Consider the following 23,664-nt stretch of genomic DNA (forward strand, 5'->3'; position numbering starts at 1 on the left):
GCCCTCGACCGCTATCTGACTTCGGAGTGCGCCGCTCGCGGCGCACGTGCCTCTGGGTTTTTCTGGATTGAACACTGCCGCCATGCATGACCAAATCGAAAACATCTATTCGCTGACGCCACTGCAAAAAGGCCTGCTGTACCACGAGGCCTATGCGCCCGAATCCCGGGTCTACTACCAGCAAATGCGCATCGCGCTTGCCGGTGAACTCGACCTGGACGCCTTCCGCCAGGCCTGGACTGCTCTGATACAGCGTCATGCGGTGCTGCGCACGGCGTTTCTGTGGGAAGAACTGGACGACGCTTTTCAGGTCGTCCTCAAGGCCGTCGATCTGCCACTGCGCGAAGTCGATCTGCGCGGCAATCCGCAAGGGCTGGCGAGCGTGGCGGCAGAAGATCATGCACGCGCCTTCGAACTGGGCGCCGCGCCGCTGATGCGATTGACCTTGGCGCGCCTGGACGACGTCAACGGCCAGGCTCACTGGTCGCTGGTGTGGACCCATCATCACCTGCTGCTCGATGGCTGGAGCGTGGGTTCACTGCTGGCCGACTGGCGTGAGTTGTACCGCGCGGCCCGCCGTGGACAGCCTGCCGCCCTGGAAACCGTGCGGCCGTTCCAGGACTATGTGGCTTATCTCGGTGAGCGCCCCAGCGCCGAGGCGTTCTGGCGCAGTCGCCTGGCTGACTTTGCCAGCACCACCCGCGTGCCCGAATCGGACCCGCGCGGCCTGCTCGCCGCCACGGTCGATGCAAGCCTGCCGTGCACCGAGCATCTGCGCGTGCTGGACGCCACCACCACGGCGCGCCTGAGCACGTTCGCCCGTGACCACAACCTCACCCTTAACACGTTGCTGCAAGCGGCTTATGCGTATCTGCTGGGTCGCCATAACGGCAGCGATGAGGCGCTGATCGGCGTCACCGTGGCTGGCCGCCCGCAACGCCTTGGCGGTGTCGAACGGATGGTTGGCCTGTTCATCAATACCTTGCCGCTGCGCGTGCGCTGGGATGATGCGCCGACCGTAGGCCAGTGGTTGGCCGGTGTTCAGGACTGGAACGCCGAAATGCGCGAACACGAGCACACGCCCTTGGCCAGCCTGCGCGCCCTGACCGCGCTGCCGCCCGGTGGCGAGCTGTTCGAAGCGATCATGGTGTTTGAAAACTTCCCGTTCCCGAAAGAACTCGACCAGATCGACGACGGCCTCGTCGGTTTGCCCGACGCCGAACACGCTGCCGCGTTGCGCCACACCGGCGGGCGCAACAACTATCCGATGTCGCTGATCGCGTCGATGGAAAGCGACACCCTGCATTTGCATCTGGTGCATCAGCGCAAACGCCTGAGCGATGCCGCTGGCGCACGCCTGCTCGAACAATTGATCACGCTGCTCGACGCGCTCAGCCACGACGCCAACCGCGCACTCGCGGATGTGCCGCTGTGCACGGCCCACGAGCTGAACCTGACCCGCACCTGGGGTAACGGCGTCACGCTGGCAGTGCCGGACGAGACGTTGCATGAGCTGATCGCCCGGCAGGCGCGTCGTCACCCCGAACGCGAAGCCGTCCGCGACAGCCTCGGTGCGTTGAGCTACGGCCAGTTGCTGGAAGCCTCGACGGGACTGGCCGGCGCCCTGCGCCTGCGCGGCCTGCAAGCGGGTGATCGTGTCGCCCTGGCCCTGCCGCGCAATAACGACGCGGTGATCTCATTGCTGGCGGTGATGCAGGCGGGCGGCTGTTTCCTGCCGCTGGACCTCGGCCAACCCGCCTCGCGCCTGAGTGCACTGATCGCCAGTGCCGACGTGGACTTCATCATTGGTGCGCCGACGTTCGATACGGCTTCGGCGCAGGTGATCGACGCGGCCGCTCGCGCCAACGGCATCGACCTGCCCAGCGTGGATCAACAGGCCTGCGCTTATGTGATTTACACCTCCGGCTCCACGGGCGTGCCTAAAGGTGTGCGGGTGTCACATCGCGCCATCGTCGCTTACATCAGCGGCATTCTCGCCGAATTGGGCTGCGCCGAAGCGCCGCAGCCATGGCGCCACGCGCTGCTGTCGACCCTGGCGGCAGACCTGGGCTACAGCCAATTGTTCGGTGCACTCACCAGCGGTGGCAGTCTGTTACTGGTGGACGACGACACCCGCGCCGACCCGAACGCCCTGGCGCAGTGCTTTGCGCACTTCACGCCTGACCTGGTCAAACTCACACCGAACCACCTGCACGGTTTGCTCGCCGCCCACCCCGACGCCAGCCTGTTGCCACGTGGTGCGTTGTTGCTCGGTGGTGAAGCCTTGCCAGGTGCGCTGTTGGAGACGATTCGCGGGCTGAGTCCGCAACTGGCGGTCTACAACCACTACGGCCCGACCGAAAGTGCGGTGGGTATCTGCCTGTCCCGCATCGAGCAGCCCCTGGCTGGCGTACAACCGCTGGGGCACGCACAGCCGAACCGGCAACTGCGCGTCCTCGATAGCCACGGTCATGCCGTGCCGGTCGGCGTACCGGGTGAGCTGTGGGTCGGCGGTGAAGGTCTGGCCATAGACTATTTGGGCGACCCGGCGCAAACCGCTGCGCGTTTCACCGCCGTTGCCGACCTGCCCCGCGCCTACCGTACCGGCGACCGCGTGCGCTGGCTGGAATCCGGTGAGCTGGCGTTCCTCGGACGCGTGGACAACCAAATCAAACTGCGCGGCTATCGCATCGAACTGGGCGAAGTCGAGGCGCAGATCAAGCGCCTGTCGAACAACATCCACCAGGTGCTGGTGCGCGTGGTGCAACCGGCCAACGAAACACCGCGCCTGATCGCCTGGCTGGTGGCCAGTACCTCGATGTCGGCCGACAAGCTGCGCTATGACCTGGCGCTGCGCGTGCCGGATTACATGGTGCCGTCCGACTTCATCGCGCTGGATGCGATCCCGCTGAACGCCAATGGCAAACCGGACATTGCCCGCCTGCCATTGCCCGACGCGCCGACCCGCCAGGACACCTACCAAGCCCCCCGCGATGCGGTGGAAGCGGCGTTCGCCGAGATCTGGCAGGACGTGCTGCAGATCGAGCGGGTAGGCATCCATGACAATTTCTTTGCCTTGGGCGGCGACTCGATTCTGAACCTGCAAATCATCGCGCGCGCCCACCAGCGCGGGATGAAACTGACGCCCAAGCAGCTGTTCGAGAACCGTACCATCGCCGACATCTCGGCGGTGATCAGCCAAGGCGCAGGGTACAGCCGCACGACCACCGGCACAGCGCGGCAAGTGCCGCTGACCGCCGGTCAACATGCGCGCCTGCAAGCCGGCCCGTTGAGCGCAGACTGGTATCACGTGGCCCTGACCACGCCCATCAGCCTGGAGGTATTGAGCCGCGCGGTGCTCGCCCTGCAACAACAGCACCGGGCGCTGCAGCTGGGCCTCGTTCAACACGCCGATGGCACGTGGGCGCAAACCCTGCCCACCACGCCCAAGCCGGCGAGTGCCAGCCAACAGGTTTTCAACCCGGACAATGCAGCCACCCTGGCCGCGACCGTCGCAGCAGCCATGGATCACGCCGCGGGCGAAGGCTGGCACGCGTGCCTGTCGGCAGCCGGTGATGCAGTGCTGCTGGTCAGCCATGCATTGCGCCTGGACGCGGCATCCTGGGCATTGCTGATGACGGACCTGGGACTGGCCATTGCCCAGGCGCAATACGCGCGCACCATCGAGCTGCCGCGCCACGGTGGGCACGTGGATGAATGGGCCGAGCTGCAAAACGAGCGCGCACGTGATGAGGATGGCCTGGAGCCCGCCTGGGAGTACTGGCTGCAGTACGCCGGCGAAACCCTGCCGAGCAACGCACAAGGCCCGGCGGCAGCGAGCCAGGTGCCGATTTCGCCAGCGCTGAACGAACGGCTGGTGCTGCTGCAACGCCGCAGCCATGCACCTTGGGCGTCATTGGTGACCACGGCGGTTGCCGCGCAGTTGGCAGAGCACAGTGGCGTACACGACGTGTGGCTGAGCCTTGATCGCGGTCGCTGCGAGCGCGCCCGCTTGCCGCTGTCCAGCCCCCTGAGCCGCACCGATTTCGACCCGGCCACCGTGCTGGGCGCACTGAGCCATGCCGTACCGCTACGCCTGAGCATCGCCCCCGCCACCCGCCCAGCGCAGTGGCTTGCCCGGGTGGACGCACAACTTGCCGCCGCGCCGAACACCGGTGACGACTACGGCGTGCTGCGTTATCTGGCGGATAACGACTATCTGCGCGAGCCGCTGCTGAGCCTGCCGCAGCCTGACGTGCACATCGTCATGGCCGGTGTCTGGTCGGTTCATGAAGGGCCGCTGGGCGACGTCATCGCCAGCAACACGCCTGTCGATGCCAGCGGGCTGACCATCGCCGTCAGCCTGCGCAGGGGGCAATTGCACATTGAGTGCCGGGGCAATGGCGCTGAACACTGGGCCACCGCACTGGCGCAGCGCCTGGACCTGCTGGCGGCCGACGCCGAGCACGCCACACCGGGCGCCCATGCGTTCCCGCTGTGCCGCGCGGCGGGTCATGACCTCGCCGCACTGGGGGCTGGCTTCGACTGGGCAGGCATCGACGATTTGCTGCCGCTGTCGCCCATGCAGGAAGGCATGTTGCTGCATACCCTGCTGCGTCCCAACAGCGGTATCTATCTGATGCAGCAACGTTATCGCTGGGACGGCGACCTTGACCGCAACGCCATCGAATATGCCTGGGCGCAACAATTGGCCCGGCATCCAATGCTGCGCACCGGGTTCTGGTGGCAGGATGGCAAAGCCGCACTGCAATGCGTCTACCACGCCACCGATGCGGCGTTCGCCTGGTACGACTGGCGTCACCTCGATGAAGCCAGCCGCCAGCGTCAGCTTGACGCCGTACTGGCCGCCGAATGCCGCCAGGGCTTTGACATGCGCCGCCCACCGCTGACGTTCCTGCGGGTGTTCCAGGTGGCTGATCAGGAGTTCCTGATCGTGCGCAGCTTCCATCACATCCTGACCGATGCCTGGTGCTTTGGCCTGCTGATGGCGGATCTGTTCGCTCACTATCAGGCCCGCGTCCTTGACCAGCCGGCAGCACGCCCGTTGCTGCCGTCGTTCAGCAACTACATTCATTGGCTGCAATGCCAGGACAGCGCGATCACCGAGCAATTCTGGACCCGCGAACTGGCCGGTTTCAGCGCGCCGACGCCGCTGGTGGTGGACCGCCCGGCCCTGGCCGAGCAAGCAGTCGAAACCGTGGCCAACCTCGACGTCACCCTGTCAATTGCCGACACCCGCGCCTTGACTGCGTTGTGCCAACAACACCAGCTCACACCCAACACTTGGATTCAGGGCGCCTGGGCCTTGTTGCTGTCGCGCTACAGCGGCAGCGATGACGTGCTGTTCGGTGTCACCGTGTCAGGACGTCCAACCGATTTGCCGGGTGTGGAAGACATTGTCGGCCTGTTCATCAACAGCCTGCCGCTGCGGGTCAAGGTCGATGATGCGCAAACAGTGGTGCCGTGGCTGCAAGCCTTGTTCGCGCACAACTTCGAGTTGCGCGCCTATGAGCACGCGCCGCTGGTGGATATTCAACGCTGGAGTGAAATCGAGCACGGTCGCTCGCTGTTCGACAGCCTGGTGGTGTTCGAAAACGCACCGTTCGACGCCGGCCTGTCGGATCGCCAGGTGGACTTCAGCATCGACATATATGAAGACCGCGTGCACACCAACTACCCGATGACCGTCGTGCTGTACCCGGGTGACCGGCTGGGCATTCGCCTGACCTACGATGCCGCGCGCTTCGACGCCGACACCGTCGAGCGCATGCTCGGGCACCTGCGCCAGTTGCTCACACAGATGGTGGCCGAACCTCACGCCCCCCTGGCCTCGCTGTCATTGCTGACGCCGCAAGAGCGCCAGACGATGCTGGTGGACTGGAACCGCAGCACGTTGGAGTTCCCGCTGGACCAGTCCTACGCCGCACTGTTCTCACGGCAAGTGGCCGAGCATCCGCAGCGGATCGCGGCGGTGTGTGGCGCTGACAGCCTGAGCTACACCGAACTGGATCAGCGTTCAAACCGTCTGGCCCGTGCACTGGTGGAAACCGGCGCCGGGCGCGATACCTTGGTAGCGTTGGCCGGCGAGCGTGGCCTGCCGTTGTTGAGCATGATGATTGCCGTGCTTAAGGCCGGCGCCGCGTACTTGCCGCTGGACATCAAACATCCGCCGCAGCGCTTGGGTGAAATCCTCGAACTGTCCGGCGCCACCCTCCTGATGAGCAGTGACAGCGCCGACGCGGTGATCGAGCAGGCATTGGCGGCCAGTTCGGCCCAGCCCTATCGTCTGCGCTGCGAAAGCCTGTGGCTGGCCGGCGACGCGTCGCCGCTGGAGAGTGCCGCCAGCCCGGATGACCTGGCCTATGTGATCTTCACGTCCGGCTCCACCGGCACGCCGAAAGGCGCGATGGTCGAGCAACGCGGCATGCTCAATAACATCTTCGGCAAAGTGCCGACGTTGGGCCTGTGCAGCGAAGACCGCATCGCCCAGACCGCGTCCCCGGCATTCGATATTTCGGTCTGGCAGTTCCTCGCGGCCCCGCTCCTGGGCGCCACTGTGCACATTCTGCCGGACGTGATTGCCCACGACCCGGAACGCCTGCTGCAAGCACTGGAGGATCAGCAGTTATCGGTACTTGAAGCCGTGCCCACCATGATCCGTGCCCTGCTCGACCTTGCCACTGCCAACACGCGCCTGTCGGCCTTGCGCTGGTTGCTGCCGACCGGTGAAGCCCTGCCTCCAGCACTGGCCCACGCCTGGCTGAGCCGCTTTGCCCACATACCGCTGATGAACGCCTACGGCCCTGCGGAATGCTCCGATGATGTGGCGTTCCACCCGCTGACCACGGTGTCCGACGAAAGCGGCAACGCCATGCCGATTGGCCGTCCGACGGCGAACAATCAGTTGTACCTGCTGGATGCCGCGCTGCGCTCGGTGCCGGTGGGTGTGCCAGGGGAAATCTGCGTCGGTGGTGTCGGCGTGGGTCGCGGCTACCTCAATGATCCAGAGAAAACCCGTGCAGCCTTCGTCGCGCATCCATTCGAACCCGGTGCCCGCTTCTACCGCACCGGTGACCTGGGTTGCTGGCGTGCGGACGGGGTGATCGAGTTCCTGGGGCGTCGCGATCAGCAAGTGAAAATCCGTGGCCACCGCATCGAATTGGGGGAAATCGAAGATCATCTGGGTCGTCATCCCGCCTTGCAATCGGTGGCGGTGATTGTCAACGCCGACCCACGCGGCGAGCTGCAACTGATCGCCTACTGGACCGGCGCCGATACGCCGGTGGCCGAGCTGCGCGAGTGGCTGGCGAAGCGGCTGCCGTCGTACATGGTGCCGGCCCACTGGCAACAGCTGGAGGCATTGCCGTTGAACGCGAACGGCAAAGTCGACCGCAAGCACCTGACAGCGCGAGCGCTGGACAGCAACGGGGTCACCGAACGGCAACCGCTGAACAGCGACACCGAGCAGCAATTGGGCGCGATCTGGGCACAGATACTCAACGTGACGGCCCTTGGCGCCGACGACAACTTCTTCGCCCTCGGCGGACACTCGTTGCTGGCGACGCTGGTGGTTTCACGCATTCGCAGCCAACTGGCGGTGGAGCTGCCGCTGCGTGCGGTGTTCGATCACCCGGTGCTGGAAAATCTGGCGCGCGCCATCGATAACGCTCGCTTGCAGGCCACCCCGGTGGGCTTGCCGGCGATCGCCCAGGCCTCGCGTTCGCAACCCTTGCCGTTGTCGTTTGCCCAGCAACGCTTGTGGTTCCTTGAGCAGCTGAATCCGGGCTCCAGCGGCTTCAACATTCCGTTCGCCCTGACCCTGACCGGTGCGCTGAATGTCGAAGCCCTGCGCCTGGCTTTCGAGCAACTGATCGCCCGTCACGAGGTGCTACGCAGTACCGTGCACAGCGCCCATGGCGAGCCATGGCAGCGAATCGAAGCACCGCAGGCATTTGCCTTGCCGGTCGCTGACCTGCGGCAGGTCCCGACGCCAGAGCAGGAAGCGGCCATTGGGCTGCAACTGGCGCAGGTGTTCGGCGAGCCGTTCGACCTGACCCGCGCGCCACTGATCCGTGCACGCGTGTTGCAACTGGACGCGCAGACCCATGTGCTGGCCATCGCCCTGCACCATATCGCGGTGGATGCCTGGTCGATTGCGCAACTGGTCGAGCAACTGGCGAACGATTACATCGGCTTCGGCACTGACGCACCGCGTATTGAAGCCCCTGCCCTGCAATACGCCGACTTTGCGGTGTGGCAGCGCACGCACCTGCCGGGGCCGGTCTGGCAGCAGCAACTGGCTTACTGGCGTCAACAGTTGCACGCCAGCCCCGCGCCGCTGTTGTTGCCCGGTGCACAGACCCGCGAGCACGCCGGTGTCGCACGTCATCGCCGCCGCCTGCCGGTGACGCTGGCACACGCCATTGGCGCGCTGGCGACTGCCCGTGAAGCGTCGCCGTTCATGGTGCTGCACAGCGCGTTGAACGTGCTGCTGCATCAACAGACGGGTCGCGAAGACCTGCTGGTGGGCACCGACATCGCCAACCGTCACCAGCAACAGACCGAAGACATGGTCGGCTTTTTCGTCAATCAGTTGGTGCTGCGCTGCCGAGTCACGCCGCAACAGACCTTCAGCGAACAGCTCAGCGAAGCCCGGCGCGTGGCACTGGACGCCTTTGCTCACCAGGACCTGCCCTTCGACGCCCTGGTGGCTGATCTGTTGCCACAACGGGATGCGCGTTACACGCCGTTTTTCCAGGTCAAGCTGGTGGTGCAGAACACCCGTCAGCAAGACTTGCATTTGCCAGGGCTGGCGATCAGCGAGCGCGAACTTGAGCCACAAGCCTCGGACGTGGACCTGCTGATCAACGTGGTGGATGACGGCGACGGCCTGTTGGTGGTGTACGACTATGACACCGGGCGTTATGCCAGTAGCTACATCGAACTGCTCGACAGCCTCTTCGTCTGCCTGCTGGAACAACTGGCCCTGAATGCCGACGTCTCGGTTGCCGCGTTGCTGGCCGCGCTCAATCAACTGCAACAGGTTCGCCGTGAGCAGGCACAAACGGCGCTGCGTGAAGCCGGCAGTGCGCGTCAAAGCGCACTTGGCCAGGCCCGTCGGCGCAGTGTTGTACCGGATGCCGGCCAATGATGCTCGCCCTCACGTCTCACTTTTTTGTACAGGTCTCAGCATGACTCAGACTCACGAAGACACACCGTTTGAAGGCTTCGAACTGTCCCCGCAGCAGGCGCAGTTGTGGCGACTGCAACATACGCGCCTGGCGCCGACTGCCCAGCTCGCCAGCCTGCATATTCGTAGCGGGCAGCCGCTGGACGCGGTGCGGTTGAAAAACAGCTTGCTGACACTGATCGAGCGTCACGAGATTCTGCGCACCCGCTATCAGCAACTGCCGGGGTTGTCCCTGCCGATGCAGGTGATCGAGGCGTCGAGCACGGATTGGCAAGCGCTGGACATCGAATTGCACACCGACGCTCATTCGGCAGCCTTGCGCCTGCCGGCGTTGCACCTGGACAGCACCAGCCTGCGGTATCTGGCACAGGAGTGGGCCGCCGCCTACCTGCAAGCCGCGCCTGGGGAACCGCCGCTGCAATACGCGGACTACGCGGCATGGCGCCTGGAATCGATGGACGATCAGACGCGCCAGTTCTGGGCCGAACAGTTCAACGCGATGATCGCTGACGTGCCGTTGCCCTGGCAGCGGCAAACGCCTGCACCGAGCGGCCCGCTGGAACCGGACCAGATTGCCCTGACGCTGGACGCCACCACCCTGCAACGCCTGGAACAGCAGGCGCTGAACCTGGGTGTCAGCCCGGCGACGCTGGTCCTCGCCGCCTGGGTCACCGTGTGGCAACGCTACAGCGAAGCCGAGCGCCTGACGTTGGCGTACGACAACCAGACGCGTGCAGAGGTGCTGGGCGATGCCCTCGGTTTGTTCTGCGAACCGCTGCCGCTCACGCTCGATACTTCTGCAGAGCAGTCTTTCACCGCGCTTTGCCAGCAGGTGCATGAACGTGCCAGCGTGCTCGACGATGCACGCGACACCTATCCGAGCCACCTGAGCAATACCCCCGTACTGGCGGGCGTGGGCTTTCGTGAACTGGGCACGGCACCCGACAGCGCACTGAACGATGCTGACTGGCACATCACTCTGGCTGACAGTTCCAGCGCCGCTTGCGCGCTGTTGCTGCAATACGCGCCGTGTTCGGCCACGGCGTTGACGCTGCACTTTGATGCTGCGCGTTACACCGCCGCGCACATCGAGGTCCTCGCCGGGCAATTGCTGAGCGTGATCGAGCATAGCCTGCGTGAGCCGTCCACCAGCCTGGGCCGAATGACGACCTGCAACGTCGCCGAACAACAGCGGGTCACGGGTGCACTCGCGCAGTCGCCGGTATTGAGTGCGCAGCAAGAACAGCAGTACGCCAGCACGTTTGCCCTGCCCAACCTGGCAGCCTGTTTTGCCCAGGGATCGAGCGCCAACGGCCAGCGCCCGGCAGTCACCGGCCCTGGCGGCACGTTGAGCCACGCCGAACTGGAACAACGGGTCAGCGCGCTCACCCAGCAACTGCTCGCCCAACAGCTGGAGCCCGGTGCACGCATCGCCCATTTCCTGCCGCGTGATAGCGATGCGGTGGTGGCGCTGGTGGCGATCCTGCGGGCCGGGGCCTGCTATGTGCCGATTGACCCGAGCTACCCGAGCGAACGCATCGAACACATTCTGCGCGACAGCCAGGCGCGCCTGGTACTGACCCATCAGGCGCGCATCGCTGAGCTGCCTGCTGATTGGCAGTCAAGCGCGCTGGCGATGGATCAGGCACTGCCCGCGGTGCCGTTACGCCGCGAACCGAGCGTGGCACGTGATCAACCGGCTTATCTGATCTACACCTCCGGCAGCACCGGCCAGCCCAAAGGCGTGGTGATCAACCACGCCAACGCTCTGCATTCCTTGGCGGCGCGGCTGGCGGGGTATCCGCATCCGGTACAACGTTTCCTGCTGCTGTCGTCGTTTGCCTTCGACAGTTCCATCGCCGGGCTGTTCTGGAGCCTGGCGCAGGGTGGCTGCCTGCACCTGGCCAGCGAAACCGAACAGAAAGACCCGGTGCAACTGGCTCGCGTGATTCGCGAACAGGGTGTATCGCACCTGCTGGCGCTGCCTTCGCTGTACGCCTTGATTCTCGACGAGTTGGGCGATATTCCGAGTAGCCTGAACACGGCGATTGTCGCCGGGGAAAGCTGCCCGCCAGCCCTGGTCGCCAGCCATCACCGCCGGCAGCCGCAGGCACAGCTCTACAACGAATACGGCCCGACCGAAGCCTCGGTGTGGAGCACCGTCGCGCTGTGCCAGGCCGATCAAAACCCCGGCTACGTGCCGATCGGTCGCGCCATCGCGCATACCCGGGTGTACGTACTCAACAGTGAGGGCGCTCCCGTAAGCCGTGGCCTCAAAGGTGAGCTGCACATCGCCGGGCCGGGGTTGTCGCAAGGTTACCTGGGCCTTGCGCAGATGAGCGCCGAGAAGTTCGTCGCCGCTTGCCACCCTTCTCTCGACGGCCAACGCCTGTACCGCACCGGCGACTTCGTCTCGCAGGATATCGATGGGCAACTGCTGTTCCTGGGGCGTACCGATTCGCAGATCAAGCTGCGCGGTTATCGCATCGAGCTGGGCGAGATCGAGTCCGCACTGTGCAAGGTCAGCGGTGCCACGTTGGCATCGGTGCTGCTCGATACCTCGCAGGCCGAACCGAGCCTGCGCGCCTTCATCGAGTCCGCCGAGCCGCCTCAGGCCAGTGCCGTGCGTGAGTCGCTGGCGACACTGCTGCCGGCGCACATGGTGCCTGCCGATATCCAGTGGCTGGCGCAATTGCCCCGCACCGCCAACGGCAAAATTGACCATCGCGCCCTGCTGGCCCGAGCGCCAAGCCGCAGCCTTGCGGCCTATGAAGCGCCTGAAGGGCATGTCGAACACGTGTTGGTGGCGGTGTGGCAAGAGCTGTTGGACGCGCAAGTGATCGGTCGTCACGACGACTTTTTTGCCCTGGGTGGCCACTCCTTGCTGGTGGTGCGCATGACGGCGAGACTGCGTGCCATCCTCGGCGTTGAGGTTCCCGTCAACGTGATTTTCCAGCATCCGACGCTGATCGCCCTCGCCGGCCAGATCAGCCGGCCGCACGACCGCACGGCGGTGATCACCCTGCAGGCCGGTGAGCCCGGACAGACGCCGTTGTTCTGCCTGCATCAACCATCAGGCACCGTGCATCACTACATGCCGATGGTTGCCGGGCTGCCGAAGGCGATGCCGGTGTTTGGCATTCCACTGCCCGACACCCTGCGCGATCAGGACATCGAAGCATTGGCCCGCGAGTATGTGCCGCAGATTCGCCAGATTCAGGCGCAAGGGCCCTATCGCCTCGGCGGCTGGTCGATGGGCGGTCTGCTCGCGCTGGAGCTGGCACGCCAACTGGAAGCACAGGGGCAGGCCGTCGAATGGCTGGGGCTGTTCGACAGCACGTTGCACGCCGAAGACGAAAGCCTGGATTGGGAAGCCCTGTACGCCCTGGTTGAGCAGGAGTTGAGCAGCGACAGCCGCTCGCGCCTGACGGCGCCGAGCCTGGCCCAATTACGCAAGGCGACTGCCGGGTTCGGGCGGGTGGAACAATTGCGCTTCGCCCTGTTGCAATGGGTGGATGCCAATGGCCTCGAACTCAGCGCGCCGAGGGCATATGTCGAGCAGACCTTGAACGTGATGGCCGATGCTCGACGCTGGGTCAGCGCATATTCGGTGCCGGCGGTGAACACCGTGCTGCACTTGTGGTGGGCCGAGCAGACGATAATCGAGCGCCCGAGCCTGCCGGTGCAGTGGGACGCGGCCAGCCAGCGAACCCGCCACTATCATGTAGCAGGTGATCACGACACGATCCTGGGTCAAACTGCCTTCCACGAACAACTCAGCAAGTCGCTGGCCTCGCCCTCGACGGAAACCCTCGCATGAACCTGATTTTGTATCTCTACCGCCAATCGGCCCGCCTGTTGGCACTGGCTTCGATCACCGGCGCACTGGGCGGCCTGGCCAGTGCCGGGCTGGTGATCCTGATCAACCGCGGGTTGGCCAACCCGCAGCAACTGCCGGAACTGGCCCTGGGTTTTTTCGGGTTGTGTGCCGGTATGTTGCTGAGCAAGCTGTGCTCGGAACTGTCGCTGCTGCACCTGACCCAGAGCGCGATCTTCCAGATGCGCATCGATCTTTCGCGCAAGCTGCTCGCTACGCCGCTCAAGCGTCTGCAAACGATGGGCAAGCACCGGTTGCTGGTAATCCTCACCGATGACGTACATACCTTCACCGCCGCCTTCGAGTGGGTGCCGTTGCTGTTCGTCAACGCCGTGGTGACCCTGGCCTGTTTCGCCTATCTGGCCTGGTTATCATGGTCGTTGCTGGCGATTCTGGCGCTGTTCCTGATGGTCGGCCTGGTGGCGTTTCATTTGGCCGAACGCGGCCCGTTGAGCCATCTGGAACGGGTACGCCAGCAAAAGGATGTGCTCTACCAGCACTTTCGCAGCCTGATTGAAGGCAGCAAGGAGCTGCAACTGAACAACGCCCGTGGGGAGGCCTTTGTCGACAAGGTTATCCGTCCTGGCGCCGATGAGTTTCGTGTGCGTTTTCTGCGCGGCATGGCCGGGTATTCGGTGGTCGCCAACCTCGGCACGCTGCTGTTTTATCTCAACCTTGGCGTGCTGCTGTTTATTGTTCCGTTCTGGCTGCCGCAATCGATCACGGTCCTGACCAGCTTCACCGTGACGCTGCTGTATCTGGTGCGGCCCATATCCGACCTGATGATCGCCCTGCCCTCACTGCGTCAGGCCAGTATCGCGCTGAACCGCATTCGCCAACTCGACGCTGAGCTGAGTGCCCAGGCCCAAGTGGCGACGCCGACACACGATGTGTTCGCCAGCAAGGGGCCGATGCGCCTGGTGCTGAACGGTGTGTGTCACCGTTATCCCGGCGAACACGAAGATCATCCCTTCATGCTCGGGCCAGTCGATCTGAACCTGGAACAGGGCGAGTTGGTGTTCGTGGTCGGCGGCAACGGCAGTGGCAAAACCACCCTGTCGATGCTGTTGCTCGGCCTGTACTCACCGGAGTCCGGCGCCGTCGTACTCAATGGCGTGGAAGTCGACGACGATAATCGCGAGCAGTACCGCCAGCACTTTGCTGCCGTGTTTGCCGACTTTCATTTGTTCGAACATTTGCTGGGCGACGATGGGCCCGGCGCCGAACACCGCACCAGCGAAGCGACCCGCTACGTGAAAGCGTTGGGCCTGGGACACAAGGTCAGCATTGTTGACGACCGCTTTTCGACCGTCGAGCTATCCACCGGGCAGCGCAAGCGATTGGCGCTGGTGTCGGCCTATCTGGATGACAAGCCGTTTTACCTGTTTGACGAATGGGCTGCGGACCAGGATCCGACCTTCAAGCGCGTGTTCTACATGGAGCTGCTGCCGGAGCTGAAGGCCCGTGGCAAGACGGTGATCGTGATTACTCACGACGATGCCTACTTCCAGCAGGCCGACCGGGTATTGAAGGTCGAAAACGGTCGTCTTACCCAAGTCGAGGCCCATGCGGCCTATGCGCGATGCGACGGCGTAACGTCGGCGCCCGGGCAAGAACGGGACGGTTGCGCCGCTCAACTGTCCTGATAGATGTAATGCAGGTAGCTCACCTGCTCTGCAAACGGCAATCGATGCAGCTTGGGGCATGATTCGCAGAGGACCGGCGGCTCGCCTTCGACGGGCGCGTGCAACTGGTAATGCAGGCAGCAGTGCCGGCGCAACGGCAACGTGGAACAAATCTGCGGCGCAGGTGACGCGACCGTGCGTTGCAGGCCCCGCAGCTTCAGGCGCCCGTTGTTGACGAGGACCGGTTCCAGCCACTGATGTGCTTGGGCAAAGCCATCTTTCGACAGATCGGCATCCATTCGGGTGAACGCGCCGTCCCAGATCGCAACCATGTTGCCCCACAAGACTTTCTGGGCCAGGCCACCGGCAGCGGCCAGGCTGACGATCAGCGGCGCCAGATGCCCGTGGACCAACTGCGACCAGTAGGCTGCACGATCTTCGGCAGCCAGTGTCGGCAGATGCTTGGCCAGGCACAGCGCCTGAGGTTCACCGTTGTCGTGGAGCAGCACTGATTCCGGGTCCTGGAAGTCGATCGCGCAATCGAGGGTCAGCCCACAGGCCAGGGCGGCCGGCAGGACGATAGCCATGTAATTCATCGACCACTGCGAGACCACCGCCGCACGATTCACCCCTGGATAAAGCAGGGCAAAACGGTTCAGCAAGGGTTGCAGCACGGCAGGATCGCACACCCGGTTCAAGGGTATTGCGGTTTGATCGCCGGCGTCCGTCCGGATGACCCGCTGAATGGGCGGCCAAGCCTGACTCAGCCATTGTGGAAATTCGATAACAGGTCTCCCGACTTTCCCTAATTATTGCAAACGATTAGCATTGGCCGATCCTATCCCCCCTCCATTGCAAACTCAACGTCGTCAGCGACGGGGCTCATCAAGACCGCATGCAAACTCTCCGTAATTTCTGGCGTCTCGCAGGGCCTTTCTGGGCCAGCGAGCAAAGGTACCCCGCTTTGCTGTTGCTGGTGGCCACCGTGCTGATGACGCTGTGCATGGTAGGGGTGAATATCCTCACGAACTTCTGGAACCTGCATTTCTACAACGCCTTGCAGGCCTTGGACTACGCCGGTTTTATCCTCGGCAGCGTGCAATTTATCGCGCTGCAGATCGCGACGGCGGTCTTTACCGTGGCCGCTTTCCACTTCCAGCAAAAACTCACGCTGCGCTGGCGCCGTTGGGCCACCCATAACCTGCTCGCTCAATGGCTGGGCAACCAACGCTACCAGAAGCTGAAGCTGACCGAGACCGACGTCGATAACCCCGACCAGCGGATCGCCGAGGACATCGACCTGTTCATCATCAAATCCCTCAAGTTGAGCCTGGGGTTGCTGACGTCGGTGGTGTCGCTGTTTTCCTTCCTGCATATCCTCTGGCAGGCCTCTGCCCTGGTGAGCGTGCCGTTCGCCGGTGAAGCCATTGTCATTCCTGGGTTGCTGGTTTGGATCGCTCTGGTCTACGCGGTGCTGGGCACTGGGGTGGCCTTCTGGCTAGGGCGTGCATTGCCACGACTCAACTTTATGCAACAGCGCCGCGAAGCCGACTTTCGTTTCGCCCTGATGCGCCTGCGGGAGAATGCCGACTCGGTGGCCCAATACCAAGGTGAAGCGGTGGAGAACGCCCGCTTCACCCAACGCCTGGACGCGGCCCTGGAAAATTTCTGGGCGCTGGTAAAAAAGCAGAAGCTGATCATGGGCTACTCGACCTTCTATCTGCGCAGTGCCACGGTCATTCCGATGTTCATCATGGCGCCCCAGTTCTTCGCCGGTATGTTCCCCCTCGGGCGCCTGACCCAGGTCAGCGCTGCCTTCGGTGAGGTGCACGCGGCGATTGCTTACCTGGTGGAGGTGTTCCCGGAGCTGTCGGAATGGAAGTCGGTCATCGACCGATTGATCGGTTTCCAGGAGCGCCTGGACACTGTCGAAGTCCAGTCGCAGGTCGTCGCTGGCCAGCAAACTGAAGGCCTTCAGATCAACGACCTGGATATCTGGCTGCCCAACGGCCGCAGCCTGCTCAAGGGCTTCAACCTTTCACTGAAGCCGGGTGACAGCCTGTTGATCAGCGCCCCCTCGGGCTGTGGCAAGTCGACGTTTATCCGCACGGTCACCGGCCTGTGGCCGCACGCCCGCGGCTCGGCCAGTTACGATCGTGAGCGGACCCTGACCCTCTCGCAAAAACCTTACTTGCCGCTGGGCAGCCTACGTGAAGCCCTGTGGTACCCCAGCCCACCGGACCATGACTCAGACACGGCGCTGCACCTGGCCATGCAGCAAGTCGGCCTGCAGCACCTGGGCGATCAACTGGATCAGGAACATGACTGGGCGCAGATCCTGAGCGTGGGCGAACAACAACGCTGCGCATTCGTCCGAGCCCTGCTGGCCCGCCCCGCCGTACTGTTCCTCGACGAGGCCAGTTCGGCACTGGATGCGACAAACGAGGCGCGCTGCTATCAACTGCTGAAACAGACCCTGCCGGACACGATACTGATCAGCGTCGGCCACAATACGTCGCTGGAGCGCTTCCATTGGCAAGTCCTGGAGCTGCAGCGCGAGACTCAGTGGGTGCATCGAACGGTAAGGCAAACGACATGAGGTCGCTCGGGCGTTGGGTTCAGCGTCCACTGGCTTAGGAGCCAGGGGACGTCGACAGCATCTCGCGACCCGTTGTGGCCTTGAGTACCACCTCGGTATAAGTCCGGTCTCGTCAGGGCCTGGGATTCTTGACGTAGCGCATGACGACAAAACAGGCGATCAGAATCAGCGGTGCGATGGAGAGCATTCCCATGTACGTGGAGCCGGACAGATCGTTGATCTTGCCCACCATCACAGGTGCAACGATGCCGCTCAATTGACCGATGGAGTTGATGGCTGCAGTCCCGGTAGCGATTGCCAGCCCGGAGAAGGTCGATTGCGGGATAGTCCAGAAAATCGGGATCGCAATAAAGGTGCCCGCAGTAGCGAGTACGAGCGCTGCCATCATGGCCCATGACGAGTCGGAAAACAGGCAGGCCAGCAGGTAGCCGACTGCCGCCGCCATCAGGCACAGAACAAGGTAAGTCTTACGCTCACCGGTGCGATCGGAACGCCGGGTCATCCCTATCATGCCGATACACGCCACGATGTACGGCAGCGCGCAAAGCATCCCGACCCAGAACAAACTCTGCACACCAGAGGATTTGATCAGGTGTGGCATCCAGAAGTTGAGGCCATAGGAAGCGGTCTTAATCACGAAGTAGATAAACGCCATGATTGCAACTTCGCGGGTCAGCAACACACGCCACAAGGAACCCAGTACCGGTTTCTGGTTGACTTTGTCATGCGCCAGATTAGCCGCCAGCAGGTCCTTCTCGCTGCGGCTTAACCATTTGGCCGATTCGATGTCTCGATCCAGTTTCCATAGCACCAGCAGGCCGAGTACCACACAGGGCAGTCCGGACATCAGGAACAGCCAGTGCCAGCCAGCCAAACCGAATACGCCATCCATCGTGCCCAACAGGATTCCCGCCGCTGGCCCGCCGACGGCGCCTGCCAGAGGCACTGCGAGGAACCAGAGGCCATTCATTTTCGCCAAGTGCTTCTTGGGAAACCAGCACGCCAGGTAGAACAGGATCGCGGGGCCAAAACCGGCTTCCATGACGCCGATCAGAAAACGCAGGAAGTACAGGGTGTATTGCGTGTAGGCGAACATCAACGCCGCCGTCGCCAACCCCCAGGAGATCATGATCCGGCAGATCCAGGCAGGTGCGCCGTAGCGCTTCAGACCCAGGCTGCTGGGGACTTCGAATAGCACATAGCCGAAGAAAAACATGCTCGCGGCCAGGCCGTACGCCGCGTCGGACAAACCCAATTCGTGCTGCATCTGGGTCTTGGCGAAGCTGATGTTGATCCGGTCAAAATAAGAAAAAAGAAAGCAGATAATGGCCAGCGGCATGATTCGCCAGGCCACACGCCGATAAAGCAACAGCTCGTTAATCGTTTCTTCGCTGCGCGCAAGCGCGATATCAGTCGTCATGGCGACCATGATGTTTCTCCATTGTTGTAATTATTGGAGAGAGGCAAGGTCCTCAGGAACCCTGCTCAACGGGTTCAGCTGATTAGAATCAGTTTGTTCTTGTAAGCCTGACCTCTGACGACATAGTCGGCGGCGTTTCGGTGCATGCTGGCAATCGCTTCAGGCGTCAGTTCGCGCACGACTTTGGCAGGGGCGCCGAGAATAAGTGAGTTGTCCGGGAACACCTTGCCTTCGGTGACAATGGCTCCGGCACCGACCAGGCAGTTCTTGCCGATGACCGCACCATTGAGCACAACGGCCTGAATCCCAATCAGCGCTCCGTCGCCGATGGTGCAGCCGTGCAACATCGCCTGGTGGCCGATGGTGACGCCCTCGCCCACCGTCAGCGCAAATCCCGGGTCGGCATGCAGCACCGCCCCCTCCTGCACATTGCTGTGCTGACCGATGCGAATCGGCTCGTTATCACCACGCAGAACCGCCTGGGGCCAGACACTGACGCCCTGCGCCAGCGTGACATTGCCGATGACGGTAGCGTCTTGCGCGACGAAGGTTTCGGCGTGGATGGCGGGGATAAGCGCGTCATATTGATAGATAGCCATGGCAACTTCTCCTCAGGCCTGAGCATCGGTTTTCAGAACACCGGCAGCACACAGCTCGGCAATGTGTTCGTCGCTGTAGCCCAGTTCACGCATGACTGTGTGGGTGTGCTCGCCGACGCGTGGAATCGATCGACGGGGTTGCAGGCGCTCGCCATCCAGGGACAACGGCAGCAATGGCATGGCGGTGAACGATCCATCTTCGAGCTCAAGATTTGCCAGGCCGCCGCTTTGCAGTAGATGAGGGTCTTCGAACAGTTCCTCGGGCCGTCGAATCGGCGCAAACGGAATACTGTTGGCCTCAAGTTCCAGGGCCAGCGCTTGAGCGTCCATGCTGGCAAAGACTTGCGCCAAGTGAGCCAGCAGACGTGGCCGCTGCAGCACACGATCATTGTTGGTAGCGAGGGTCTGGTCGTCCAGCAGTGCGGTCTGGCCCAGCAATTGACACAAGGCGGTCCACTGCCCCTCCCCCGTGGCGGCGACGAACATCTGCTCGCCATTGGCGAACTCGAATACATCGTAAATAGCCCAGGCACTGATGCGGTTTGGCATCGGAGCAGCTGCTTGGCCGGTCACGGCGTACTGCTGCATATGCTGAGCCGCGAGCAATACGCAGTTTTCGTAAAGCGCGCTTTGCACCTCACGACCGACGCCGCTGACATGACGGTCGTTGAGCGCAGCAAGCACACCGATAGCCCCGAACATACCGCCCATGATGTCGTTCACCGAACTGCCGGCGCGCAGAGGTCTGCCTACCGGGCCGGTCATATAGGCCAGGCCTGCCATCATTTGCACCACTTCGTCCAGGGCCAGGCGATTGTCGTAGGGGCCGTTGAGAAAGCCTTTGTGCGAGGCATAGATGATGCGCGGGTTACGCTCACGAATCGCGTCGTAGCCGAAGCCGAGCTCGCTCATGCGGCCGGGCTTGAAATTCTCGATGAATACGTCAGCGGTATCGATCAGCTCCAGTACCGCATCTCGTCCTTGTTGAGTATTGACGTCGATGGCGATGCACTGTTTGTTGCGGTTGAACGTGCGGAAAAAACCGGCACCGGCGCCCAGCAGACGGCGTGTACCGTCTCCGCGGATCGGTTCAATCTTGATCACCTCGGCACCGAGGTCACCCAGGATCATTCCGCAGGTCGGGCCCATCACCATGTGAGAAATTTCAACGACACGAATGCCGTCCAATGGAAGCCTGGACATAGGGTTCTCCTTGATCGGGTAGGTTCAGACGCGAGCGGCAACGGATGCGTAATTGAGTGGCAGGCCAGCTCGTGCAATGCAGCCGTAGAGGGTCTCGCGCGGCAGTGCTTCGCTGAGCACGTTTCGAGAGGCGATCAGGGCTGCCAGGTCGATGCCGGTCTCGTAGCCCATGCTCTGCAGCATGAACACCAGGTCTTCTGTGACCGTATTGCCGGATGCACCCGGTGCGAACGGGCAACCGCCCAACCCGGCCAGTGACGAATCAAGCTCGGTGATACCTTGCAGAACGGCGACCAGGCTATTGGCAAGCGCCAGGCCTCGCGTGTCGTGGAAGTGCGCAGCCCTGAGCTTGTCACCCGCGATGGCGCGGACCGCCTGCAAGGTGGTCGCCACTTGGCCAGGATTGGCATAGCCCGTGGTGTCCCCCAGGGACACCAGGTCGCAGCCGGCTTGCAGCACATGCCCGGTTAACGCGCAGAGATCGCTCAATGGCACATCACCTTGGCGGGTGCAGCCGAAGGCCACAGACATCCCGGCAATCACCTGAACGTTGTGCAAGCCAAGCTCGGTGCGCAGTTGGCACATTCGCGCCAGCTCTTCGACCATTTCCAACGGAGTACGGCGCACATTGGCCAGGCTATGGGCCGCGCTGACCGATACAGGCGCAATGATCCGGTGCGCCCCGGATTCCAGCGCATCGCGACAGCCGCGCAGGTTGGGCGCCAGGACCGAGACCACCAAATCCGGAAAACCCAAGGCATGGGCTACGACCTCTTTGGCATCGGCCATCTGCGGCAACAGTTTGGCGGGCACAAAGGACGCGACTTCCATGTAGCGCACGCCAGCGGCATAGGCGGCATCGATCCATTGTCGTTTGGCAGACGTAGGCATTATGGCTTGCAGGCTTTGCAAGCCATCCCGCATGCCGACTTCATTGATTGTTATTGTTGTCATGAAAAAGCTCTCACAGGCTCAAGCGTCACTGCAGATTAGAGAGCCATAGAGGGAGTAAAAAGACGTGATTTACGGGTTGATCCATCGTCAACCGCGACGGATGCAATCAGGGCTGGGACTGAAGCGGTGCTGCGCGCAAAAGCAGATGATCCAGCAGTCGCCGTGCCGACAGCGAAAGTGCATCCCGATCACGGACACAGATAACAAACTCACCCAACGCCCAATCGTCGGTCAGGGGAATAATGCGCAAGTCAAACAACGAGGCATACCGCGCCACGGCTTCCAGTGGGAATACAGCAAGCCCCAAGCCGAATTGCACCAGGCGGAATGCCGCATCGAACGACGATACATAGGAGCGAAACCGCAGCTCACGGCCCTCCTTCGTCGCTTCACTGCGCATGAAGTTATTCAACGTGGCGAAGGCGGATAACCCCAAGTGATCAAAGGCCAGGGTCTCGGCGAACGCAATACGGGGGCGATCAGCCAAGCAATGGTTCGACCCTACGACGACGGCCAAATGGTCCCGACGGTAGGGCAGGAACTCGAGATCGCCGATGGCCATTGAGCGCCGACAAATGCCCAAATCGGCATTGCTTTCGGCTACTCCTCGCACCACGTCCGGGCTGAAACGTTCTTCGATGTCTACCTGGATTCTTGGGTGCTCGATCATGAAGTCGGACAGTTCTTCCGGTAGGAACTCCATGATTGACGAGATGTTTGCCAACACCCGTACATGCCCTCGGGCGCCTTCAGCGTATTCGCTGAGCTCGCTATCGAGCCGTTCCATCGCCCGCGTCAGAGACCGAGCGTGCCGCAGTAGCGCTAACCCCGCCGGCGTCGGTTCAACCCCGCGCTTGCTGCGGTTCAGCAGCGGCGTACCAAACCGCGCCTCGATGTCGGAAATACGTTTGCTGACCGCCGACGGCGCAATGAATGCTCGCTCGCTGGCGCGCGCAATCGTGCCTTCTTCGCAGACCAGAATAAACAAGTGCAGGGATAAGTGATCCAGGTGCTGCATTACGCCCCCTCAGTTGCAACGTGGCGCGAACCGAACATTGTTCTTCGCCTTTTAATATCCTTGAGGTTTTCGCAGATACGCTGGCTATGCGCAATGGCGTGCTGGCTGCGGCCTACTACCGATCACTGCGTTGCTGCGTAGTGAGTGCAATCAGACGTTCACTCAGGACGGCGAGCCCGGCGGGTATCCTTGGAGGGCGGATACCCGAACTGGCGACTGTATTCTCGGCTGAATTGCGATGGGCTTTCGTAGCCCACTCGATAACATGCACTCGCCACATCCAGCCCTTCACCGAATATCAATCGGCGGGCTTCCTGCAAACGAAGTTGTTTCTGATATTGCAGCGGACTCATTGCGGTCACTGCCTTGAAGCGGTGATGCAAAGTAGAGCTGCCCACATTGGCTACCCGTGCCAGTTCGTCGATACGTAAGGGTTGGGTGTAATGGCTATTCAACCAATCGATTGCCCGTGTCACCCGCCGTGTCAGCGAATCACCGAGGGCAAGCTCATACAGACGGCTTCCGTGTACGCCTCGCAGAAGGCGGTAATGCAGTTCTCGCAGGGCGAGCGGAGCCAGCATGCCGATATCCTTTGGCGTCTCCAACAGCCGTACCAGACGCAGTATCGTTTCCAGCAGGGGCACATCAACCTTCTCGAGGAACAGGCCAAGCTCCGGCTCGTCCGGCACCCCCATCGGGGGAGCATCGGCGATAACCTGGGCAATTTCCGTGACCTCGAAATCAACACGGATACACAGGTACGGCGCCTCCGGGCTGGCGATCAGCACGCGACCGGACACCGGAAGTGTCACCGATACCACCAGGTAACTGAGCGGGTCGTACAGGTAACGGTCGTCACCCAGGCCGATTTCTTTTTGCCCTTGCACGATCAGGCAAAGTGCCGGCTTGTGGACGGTATGGATAATTTCTGAGGGCGCGTCAAAACGAATGACATGCAGGGGCGCGATGGCGGTTTCATAGATCCCGGGCGTCGTAAACCGTTGTGTCAGTAAGCGAACCAGTTCGTTACGGTATAGGGCTGTGTTTTGAAGGGCGCAAGCATCGCTCTGTTCCATTCCAAGGCTCTCACACGTGTTGATAGGCATCCGCCCGACATCATCCGATTGCACATTGTCCCGAGCATACAGACACGAATAG

Annotated in this window: 11 protein-coding genes; 4 read left to right on the forward strand and 7 right to left on the reverse strand. The window is 62.4% G+C overall.

The window, feature by feature from the left end; all coding sequences use genetic code 11:
* Positions 1–82 precede the first annotated feature (82 nt).
* Genes J1G35_RS15410 through J1G35_RS15420 form a run of 3 tightly spaced genes read left to right on the forward strand, consistent with a single transcriptional unit; the run spans position 83 to position 14,734 of the window.
* Positions 83–9,172: a non-ribosomal peptide synthetase gene (locus J1G35_RS15410; RefSeq protein WP_223015353.1), complete on the forward strand. Its 9,090-nt coding sequence runs from the start codon at positions 83–85 to the stop codon at positions 9,170–9,172.
* A 40-nt stretch (positions 9,173–9,212) separates the two neighbouring features.
* A complete protein-coding gene (locus tag J1G35_RS15415; protein WP_223015354.1) occupies positions 9,213–13,031 on the forward strand; it encodes a non-ribosomal peptide synthetase in 3,819 nt (1,272 codons plus the stop codon).
* A complete protein-coding gene (locus J1G35_RS15420) occupies positions 13,028–14,734 on the forward strand; it encodes a cyclic peptide export ABC transporter (RefSeq protein WP_262417303.1) in 1,707 nt (568 codons plus the stop codon). The genes J1G35_RS15415 and J1G35_RS15420 overlap by 4 nt, the downstream gene beginning before the upstream one ends.
* Here the strand turns inward: J1G35_RS15420 and fhuF are convergent.
* Positions 14,722–15,384 carry a siderophore-iron reductase FhuF gene (gene fhuF / locus J1G35_RS15425; protein ID WP_223015391.1) on the reverse strand — a complete coding sequence of 221 codons (663 nt, stop codon included), beginning with the start codon at positions 15,382–15,384 and terminating at the stop codon, positions 14,722–14,724. The two genes, J1G35_RS15420 and fhuF, sit on opposite strands and share 13 nt — an antisense overlap.
* A 224-nt stretch (positions 15,385–15,608) precedes the next feature.
* On the opposite strand from fhuF, the gene J1G35_RS15430 reads away from it, so the two are divergent.
* A complete protein-coding gene (locus J1G35_RS15430) occupies positions 15,609–17,312 on the forward strand; it encodes an ABC transporter ATP-binding protein/permease (protein WP_223015355.1) in 1,704 nt (567 codons plus the stop codon).
* A gap of 112 nt (positions 17,313–17,424) precedes the next feature.
* Here J1G35_RS15430 and J1G35_RS15435 read toward each other — a convergent pair whose 3' ends face one another.
* From J1G35_RS15435 to J1G35_RS15460, 6 genes are all read right to left on the reverse strand, one after another.
* Positions 17,425–18,741: an MFS transporter gene (locus J1G35_RS15435; protein ID WP_223015356.1), complete on the reverse strand. Its 1,317-nt coding sequence runs from the start codon at positions 18,739–18,741 to the stop codon at positions 17,425–17,427.
* 65 nt (positions 18,742–18,806) lie between these two features.
* On the reverse strand, positions 18,807–19,331 hold the full coding sequence (locus J1G35_RS15440) for a gamma carbonic anhydrase family protein (RefSeq protein WP_053139775.1): 525 nt from the start codon (positions 19,329–19,331) through the stop codon (positions 18,807–18,809).
* A gap of 12 nt (positions 19,332–19,343) precedes the next feature.
* Complete coding sequence (locus tag J1G35_RS15445; RefSeq protein WP_223015357.1) at positions 19,344–20,534, reverse strand: CaiB/BaiF CoA-transferase family protein; 1,191 nt, start codon at positions 20,532–20,534, stop codon at positions 19,344–19,346.
* 24 nt (positions 20,535–20,558) lie between these two features.
* Entirely contained in the window at positions 20,559–21,488 is a 930-nt protein-coding gene (locus J1G35_RS15450) for a hydroxymethylglutaryl-CoA lyase (protein WP_223015358.1), read from the reverse strand.
* Positions 21,489–21,594: 106 nt separating this feature from the next.
* Positions 21,595–22,506, reverse strand: coding sequence for a LysR family transcriptional regulator (locus J1G35_RS15455; RefSeq protein WP_223015359.1), 912 nt, complete (start codon positions 22,504–22,506; stop codon positions 21,595–21,597).
* A gap of 158 nt (positions 22,507–22,664) precedes the next feature.
* Positions 22,665–23,582 (reverse strand): AraC family transcriptional regulator, encoded by a 918-nt coding sequence (locus tag J1G35_RS15460; RefSeq protein ID WP_223015360.1) that lies wholly within the window; start codon positions 23,580–23,582, stop codon positions 22,665–22,667.
* Positions 23,583–23,664: the final 82 nt, after the last annotated feature.

The organism is Pseudomonas sp. SH10-3B (genome assembly GCF_019891415.1).
Lineage (GTDB): Bacteria > Pseudomonadota > Gammaproteobacteria > Pseudomonadales > Pseudomonadaceae > Aquipseudomonas.